We start from the raw sequence: 6,394 nt of genomic DNA, 5'->3' as shown, positions 1-6,394 counted from the left end.
GCCGAATCGGCCCAGGCCGCACGGCGGGTCAACCGCGGGTGCAGCCGATCCCAAGCCCAGGCGGTGGCGCGCCCATACAGGCGGGTCTCAGCTTCGGTGGCCACGTCAGGCTCGCCCCAACTGCCCCGGTCACCGAAGATGAACTCGCCCCCATGACGCGGCGGCCGGCCGTTGGTCCCCGGCACCCGCGCCGGGGCCGCCCGGCGCAGCACCCGATCCGAACGCATCCTGGTCAGGATCTGGATGGGCAGATCACGCAACAACCATGCCAAGCGCGGCCCGTCATAACCCGCATCGGCCACGATCAGGATGTCGGGGTCACCAGACTGCCAATGCCCGGCTGCCATGAGCCGTTCGACCACCTCGCGCAGCTGGACGGCGGTCACCACGGCCAGATCATCCCCCGGCGCCAGCCGGAGCGCATCCAGCGGCGCCGTCCACGAGCTGCGGCCCGTCTCCAACGCCACCACGAACGAGTAGGGCCAGCCCGGGATCATGATGTGCTGGTCCTTGCCTCGCCCATAGGTGTGGCACAAGATCCGCTCCGGCGAGGTGTGAGCGTCCGGCCGCAGCCAGCACGTGACATCCACCGCCAGCACCAACCGCCCGTCTGCCGCTCTGGGCAGGGGCACTGTGCTCAACGCCCGACGCAGCCGCCCCACGTCGAGCCGGCCCCGATCCAACGCCGCATACAGCGACCCATGACCTCGACGGTGCTCACCGACCAGGGACAACTCCACCAGCGAACGCACTGGTCCATCACTGCATAACACCGCCTCGGCCAGCTCGAATGTCGCATCGGCCCGCGCGGTCAGACAGCCGTAGAACTCAGCCCGGAACCGCGTCAGCTCCCCCCATGCATCAACCGGACATAGATCAGGCACACTAGTCATCACGACAGCCCTTGGTTATGGATCTTCTTCCCTCGACAAGAAGAATGATCACCCAAGGGCTGTCTTGCTGAGAAATCTGGCGCGGTCTCACCAGCCACCAAGGTTAAAGATCAAGCTAGACCTACGCCCTTCTCACGCCAGAGGCGTAGGAGCTGATCGTGACCGGTTATTGGATATTCCTACGGAGGACTGATGGCGGACGTAGACGTATGGACGTATGTGCTGTCGAGCGTGGAAGGCAACCAACAGCGGGTGACGGTTCACCTGCGTGGAGGTCAGTCACTCAAAGGGGCCGTCGTCGAACTGGATCGTTCCTGCAATACTGTTGTGCTCGATGAGTACGCGCATGGATCCGCTGCTACACGACACGAATCCCCCGTGCACACGATTCTGTTGACCGCGATCCAAGCTGTCACGATCCACAAGGAGGAGTAGCAGGGTGACATCGACGGCGCCGACCACTTGCCTTGACGAGCTGCTCGGATGGCTCCTTCGGCTGCCTCACGGGCCTTGCTCCGACCGCTATGAGTCACAGCGACGAAACCTCTGATGGGCGGTAGGCGGCAGCCGGAGTGGCTCCCCACTGCCTCTCGTCCATGGCTATGAACGCTCGAGGGCGGCTCTCCCAGAACATGTGCTAGATTGAATAGAGTTGCAGTTGCGGTACCCATAGAGACTTGTGCGCGCCCGACAGAGTGTGATCTTCGGGTGCGTTTTGTTTTGCCGGTCATTCCGGATGGGCTCATTGCGGCGACACGGGATTCCGCACGGTGCGGATTCCGTTTCTTCTGCACTTATCTGAAGGAGATCGGCATGGCAACCGGAACCGTGAAGTGGTTCAACTCGGAAAAGGGCTTCGGCTTCATCGCGCAGGACGGCGGCGGCGCCGACGTCTTCGCGCACTACTCCAACATCGTCGCCAACGGCGGCTACCGCGAGCTGAGCGAGGGGCAGAAGGTGGCGTTCGACGTCGTCCAGGGCCAGAAGGGCCCGCAGGCGGAGAACATCGTCCCCGCCTGACCTGACACGTGCGCGTCATGCGTCCTGGCCTGCTCCGTACCTATGGGGCGGGCAGGGCCATGTTCTCCAGCCCGTCGGTGTTCGGCTTAATGCCGTCTGCGCCGTATGGAGCTCCGATCAACCCGGCGGCCCTCAGGGGCCGCGCTGGCAGCGCCGGTCCGCAGCTACTCGCCCGGAACCTGCACGGCCAGCAGCGCGATGTCGTCCTCGTTGGCCTTGTCGTTGGTGGCGAGCAGTTCATCGCAGATCGTCTGCACGTCGGCGCCAGCCAGGGTACCGGCCTGTCTGCGCAGCCTGGTCATGCCCCGGTCCAGCGGCTCGGTACGGCGTTCGATCAGCCCGTCGGTGTAGAACAGGACGGTCGATCGAGGCGACAGCGTCTCGATCGCGTCAGTGCGGGACAGGCTGGGGTCCAGGCCGAGCAGCGGCGCACGTCCCGCATCCAGGAACCGGGTGCCACCGTCCCGGGTGATCAGCAAGGGCGCCGGGTGCCCGGCATTGGCCCAGCGCAGTTGCCAAGGGCCGGTAGGCGGGCCTTCCAAACGGGCCAGCACCATGGTGGTGAGCAGGCTCCCGTCCAACCCATTACGGACCCGGTCGAGGCGGGCCATCACCTGGCTCGGCTCCTCACGGCCATCGAAGGCCAGGGCCCGCAGCATGTTGCGGACCTCACTCATTTGCGTGGCGGCGGTGATGTCATGCCCCTCGACATCGCCGATCACCAGGGTGGGAGTCCCGTCGGAGAGCCGGAACGCGTCGTACCAATCACCGCCCACCTGCGACGACTCCCGGGCGGGCAGATAGCCGGCCGCCAGGCGGAGCGGGCAGATGTCGGGAAGCCGGGGCAGCAGGGAGTGCTGGAGCCGGGTGGCCATCTCGTGTTGCAGGCCGTACAGGCGGGTGTTGTCCACGGCCAGAGCGGCGCGATGGGCCAGATCCTCCACGAATGGCAGATCCACGTCGGTCAGGGGCTCACCCGGATCGAGGCGGGCCAGCGTCAGCGCACCGAGCGCGTTTCCGCGCACCCGTAGCGGCGCCACGATCGCGGAGTCGGCGGCAAGCAGCCGATGCAGGCGCAGGCGAGCCTCTGCCAACTCTCCCTCGGTCTTCACGGCTGCAGGGATCAGCAGCGCACCCGACGTACGCAAGATTCGCAGGAGGAGGCCCTCCATCTCCAGCCACAGGGGCCCGATCTTGCCTGGCATGCGAGCGAAGCGCGCCTCCGAGCCGCCCATCGCCACACTCACCCGTCGGACGGTCTCCCCCTCGACCAGATCGACCGCGCACCAGTCAGCCAGCCTGGGCACAAGAATCCTGCACAACCTTCGCAGTGCGGTGTCGGCATCCAGACTGCTGGTCATGGCCGCAGACGCCTCCGACAGCATGCTCAGATAATCGCGGACCTCCAGCCCCATCACCGTCCTCCTCCCCACGCACCCGACCACGATCCTTTCACGAGCCGTACGGTGCCCGACGTGCAAGAGGACCCGGCGGTGTAGCAATTTCACCGCCCACCGATGCTTGTGAAAGTAGCCACCCGCAGAGGCCGATCTTGTCGCACTCAACGCGCAGGCCGTCCACGCCGCGTCGAGTTGGCGGCTCGAGTGCGGCCCGCGGTCCTGTCCCGCCCGACGCCCTGTCTCGGATGGACCGTACGGTCTGCTCGCGCACGTCGCACCTAATCGGCACTGTGGCCTCGCCCGGCGTCGGGGGAGGGCGAGAATCGGCTCCCCGGTGAAAGCCGCATTCTCTTGGCGACAACCCGTGGCTAACACGCGAGCCTCAGCCGAACACGTCATGGCGGCCATCGCCGTCGACAGCCCTGCGGGAGCGCATGTTTCCGCTCCCGAGTTCGGCTCGAATCCCTCAGGCTGAAATCCTGCGTCTCATCGGCTACCTGGCTTGAACGGGAGTCGGCCGTAGGCAGGCTGCCTGACCTAGCCTGCCACGCCATGGTCACCCGTGCGTGGCTGACACCGTCGGGTGAGGGTACGGCTAAGCACATGGTGCGGGGGCATCGTGCGGTCCTGCGGGTGGCCGACGTCGCGGTGGAGGCGTGGGCGGACGGCAGGGAGGAGTGCCTGGCCGAGGCGGTGCAGGCGCTGGTGGAGTGCTGCGTCCGGGTGGGCGACGCGGTGCCCGATGCCTGCGTGATGTTCGCCCTGGTGGAGGAGAGCGACGAGGCGCTGCTGGTGGCCGTGTTGGACGAGGTGATCCGCCAGATCGAGGCGAATGGCCGGGTGACGGTGGACGTGTCGGTAGATGAGCGAACCGTCGCGACCAGGGGCCAGGTCGAGGTGCGGCTCGCCACTGTGCCTGTCGAGGCCGTCGAGCGCGTGGCCACGGCGCCTGCGGCGGTCGCGGTGCACGGCGTGCGGTTCGGATGCATGGACGGTGTGTGGCGCGCCCGCCTGCAACTGGACCTCTAACGTGCGGTGTTTCAGCAGTCGCACCATGTACAGGGAGGTTCGAAGCATCTGTGGTCCCTTTGGTCCCGGTGGTCCCTCTGGGGCGTGGACCCGAGGTCGGCCGTCTTGTAGGTGACCAGGGGACCGTGATGGCCACCGGTGTGGCCAGGTCATGGTGGACGAGGTCGGCGATCACCTGCTCGATGCGCTTGTAGGCCGTCGGCGCCTCCTCGAAGAGCAGCTGACGGTCGCCGCACACCACCAGCGACCCCATCGGTGTGCGGCGCAGTTCCTCGACCGTGTGCTTGGCTCGGTCCCGGCGCAGAGCGTCCGCGCGCGACATCTTGCGGCCCGCGCCGTGCGCCACGAAATGGCCGGCGTCCGGCCCGGCGTGGGCGGCCACGAGGTAGGACGGGGTGCCTCGCGTACCGGCGATGAGCACGTCGCGGCCGTCACCCGGCGCGGCCCCTTGCGGTGCAGGTAGATCACGTCGCGGACCTCGACGAGGTTGTGGCACTGGTCGACGATCGGCTCGGTGGGCTCGAACCCCCAGGGCATGGGCGACCCGGGCGGCCAGCAGCCGCCGGTTGAGCGACCCCCAGCGTACGGCGTCGTCGTGCATCGCCAGGTAGGCGTCGGGATCAGGAGTAGGGCCCGCGCAGTGGACCTCGGTGTGCGCTCGCAGGAGCTGTTCGCCCAGCCCTCGGGAACCGCTGTGGACGACGAGAACCTCAGCACCAACTTGGCGGCGTTGTTCCTGGCGGCGAGAAAGCGGAGAACGGCGCCGGTGAGGTGGCTGCGGGAGAGTCGCGCATCCAGTTCAATGCGAACATACTGAGACCGCCGTGTCGCCAGCATCCACGCCTAGCCTGGTCATGGGCAAGCGGCGCGCCGACGACCTCAATGGTGGCCGGGCTGACCTGATCGTTGACGGGATCTGCCCCGTATGAGCCTGAACTACCTCGCCACCGTCTACGGCTGTGGTGGCTCACGACGAACTCATCGGCAAGGACGCTCGGATTTACGCACGTATTTGGCACGATCAACGGCCGTGTTCGTCCCATGCCCGGGCGGTCGTAGCGGGTTGCCGGAGGCCCAGATAGGCCAGAATTAGGGTCTGACCTGGGGAAACGCCTTCAAGATCATACCACCGATGTCCCCTGATCATGGTCTTACGGCTGCATGCGGGCACCGTCGGCTGCCTATCAAGGTCCGCAAAGCAAAGACCTGCGGCTATGAAACCGCAGGTCAGGGGCCAAAAATGCCGATCCAGGTGAGTGCCCCCCGGCAGGATTCGAACCTGCGGCACCCGCTTTAGGAGAGCGGCTGTTCAACGAGTAGCGAACATGCTCTGACGTGCGGGGACGCGAGCTCAAGCATGCCCCCCTTGCAAGATCATCCCGCGAATATCCCACGCCTTTGCCGACAGCGTCACTGACCTGCAGAGCAACGACGGTCTTGCCCATACTCGGACCGCCGTCGCCGAGGAGAGCGCCGCGGGATCCCGGGCGGATGATGGCGTCCTGGTCGGCCTGGATAGTGTCGAGCACGTCATGCATCCGGGCCGACCGGTTGCTGCCCAGGCTGGCGATGAAGGCCGACTGGTCGTCGAGCGCGGCGTGCCCACGAACCCGTCCGAGGTGAACATTCGTCTCCCAGTAGTCGCTGATCCGGTTGCGGGTCTAGCGGTACCTGCGGCGGGTCGCTGGCCTCATCGGGTTGGCGTGGGTGGCTCCGAAGAACGGTTCGGCCGCGGGGGAGCGCCAGTCGAGCGGCAGCCGCCAGCCCGCGCTGTCGGTAAGGCTGAGCCGTCCGATGTAGACGGGCTCGGGGTTGTCCGCGCCGACAATGTGCCTGAGGCACAAGTCGAGGCTCTCCGCGAAGTGCTGCTCATCGCCGGCGATCAGCGCTGGATCGGCTTGGGGAGAGGTGGTCGGGAAGATCGAACGCGCTGGTGGTCAGTGGGTTCACCTCATCGACTCCTGTCCGAGGTCGCTTCGACCATGGCGCAGCAAGTCGTCTGGAACGACGTGACCAAGCTGATGCCATGACGAACAACGCTGCGCCTGACAT

Annotated in this window: 5 protein-coding genes and 2 pseudogenes; 3 read left to right on the top strand and 4 right to left on the bottom strand. The window is 66.4% G+C overall.

Going from position 1 to position 6,394, the window contains the following annotated elements:
• On the bottom strand, positions 1-893 hold an 893-nt coding region (locus ACFKCF_RS22895), incomplete at its 3' end, for a transposase (RefSeq protein ID WP_394496443.1).
• A gap of 192 nt (positions 894-1,085) precedes the next feature.
• On the opposite strand from ACFKCF_RS22895, the gene ACFKCF_RS22890 reads away from it, so the two are divergent.
• Together ACFKCF_RS22890 and ACFKCF_RS22885 are read left to right on the top strand one after the other, a co-directional pair.
• Positions 1,086-1,328: a hypothetical protein gene (locus ACFKCF_RS22890; RefSeq protein WP_394496441.1), complete on the top strand. Its 243-nt coding sequence runs from the start codon at positions 1,086-1,088 to the stop codon at positions 1,326-1,328.
• 378 nt (positions 1,329-1,706) lie between these two features.
• Positions 1,707-1,913: a cold-shock protein gene (locus ACFKCF_RS22885; protein WP_394496440.1), complete on the top strand. Its 207-nt coding sequence runs from the start codon at positions 1,707-1,709 to the stop codon at positions 1,911-1,913.
• Positions 1,914-2,077: 164 nt separating this feature from the next.
• On the opposite strand, the gene ACFKCF_RS22880 is transcribed toward ACFKCF_RS22885, so the two are convergent.
• Positions 2,078-3,328, bottom strand: a complete 1,251-nt coding sequence (locus tag ACFKCF_RS22880; RefSeq protein WP_394496438.1) for a PP2C family protein-serine/threonine phosphatase — start codon at positions 3,326-3,328, stop codon at positions 2,078-2,080.
• 537 nt (positions 3,329-3,865) lie between these two features.
• Here ACFKCF_RS22880 and ACFKCF_RS22875 point away from each other — a divergent pair.
• Positions 3,866-4,342 (top strand): archease, encoded by a 477-nt coding sequence (locus ACFKCF_RS22875; protein WP_394496437.1) that lies wholly within the window; start codon positions 3,866-3,868, stop codon positions 4,340-4,342.
• Between the two features lie 175 nt (positions 4,343-4,517).
• On the opposite strand, the pseudogene ACFKCF_RS22870 reads toward ACFKCF_RS22875, so the two are convergent.
• Both ACFKCF_RS22870 and ACFKCF_RS22865 read right to left on the bottom strand, forming a co-directional pair.
• Positions 4,518-4,943, bottom strand: a pseudogene (locus ACFKCF_RS22870) (RtcB family protein); the annotation flags it as partial.
• Positions 4,944-5,763: 820 nt separating this feature from the next.
• Positions 5,764-6,292: pseudogene (locus ACFKCF_RS22865) on the bottom strand (AAA family ATPase); the annotation flags it as partial.
• Positions 6,293-6,394: the final 102 nt, after the last annotated feature.

The organism is Nonomuraea sp. JJY05 (assembly GCF_043496855.1).
GTDB lineage: Bacteria > Actinomycetota > Actinomycetes > Streptosporangiales > Streptosporangiaceae > Nonomuraea.
This window is presented reverse-complemented; position numbering and strand designations above follow the sequence as displayed.

Excerpts from the sequence above, each read along its gene's own strand:
- ACFKCF_RS22880 (WP_394496438.1), bottom strand. The coding sequence starts at position 3,328 with ATGGGGCTGGAGGTCCGCGATTATCTGAGCATGCTGTCGGAGGCGTCT.
- ACFKCF_RS22885 (WP_394496440.1), top strand. The coding sequence starts at position 1,707 with ATGGCAACCGGAACCGTGAAGTGGTTCAACTCGGAAAAGGGCTTCGGC.
- ACFKCF_RS22875 (WP_394496437.1), top strand. The coding sequence starts at position 3,866 with ATGGTCACCCGTGCGTGGCTGACACCGTCGGGTGAGGGTACGGCTAAG.
- ACFKCF_RS22890 (WP_394496441.1), top strand. The coding sequence starts at position 1,086 with ATGGCGGACGTAGACGTATGGACGTATGTGCTGTCGAGCGTGGAAGGC.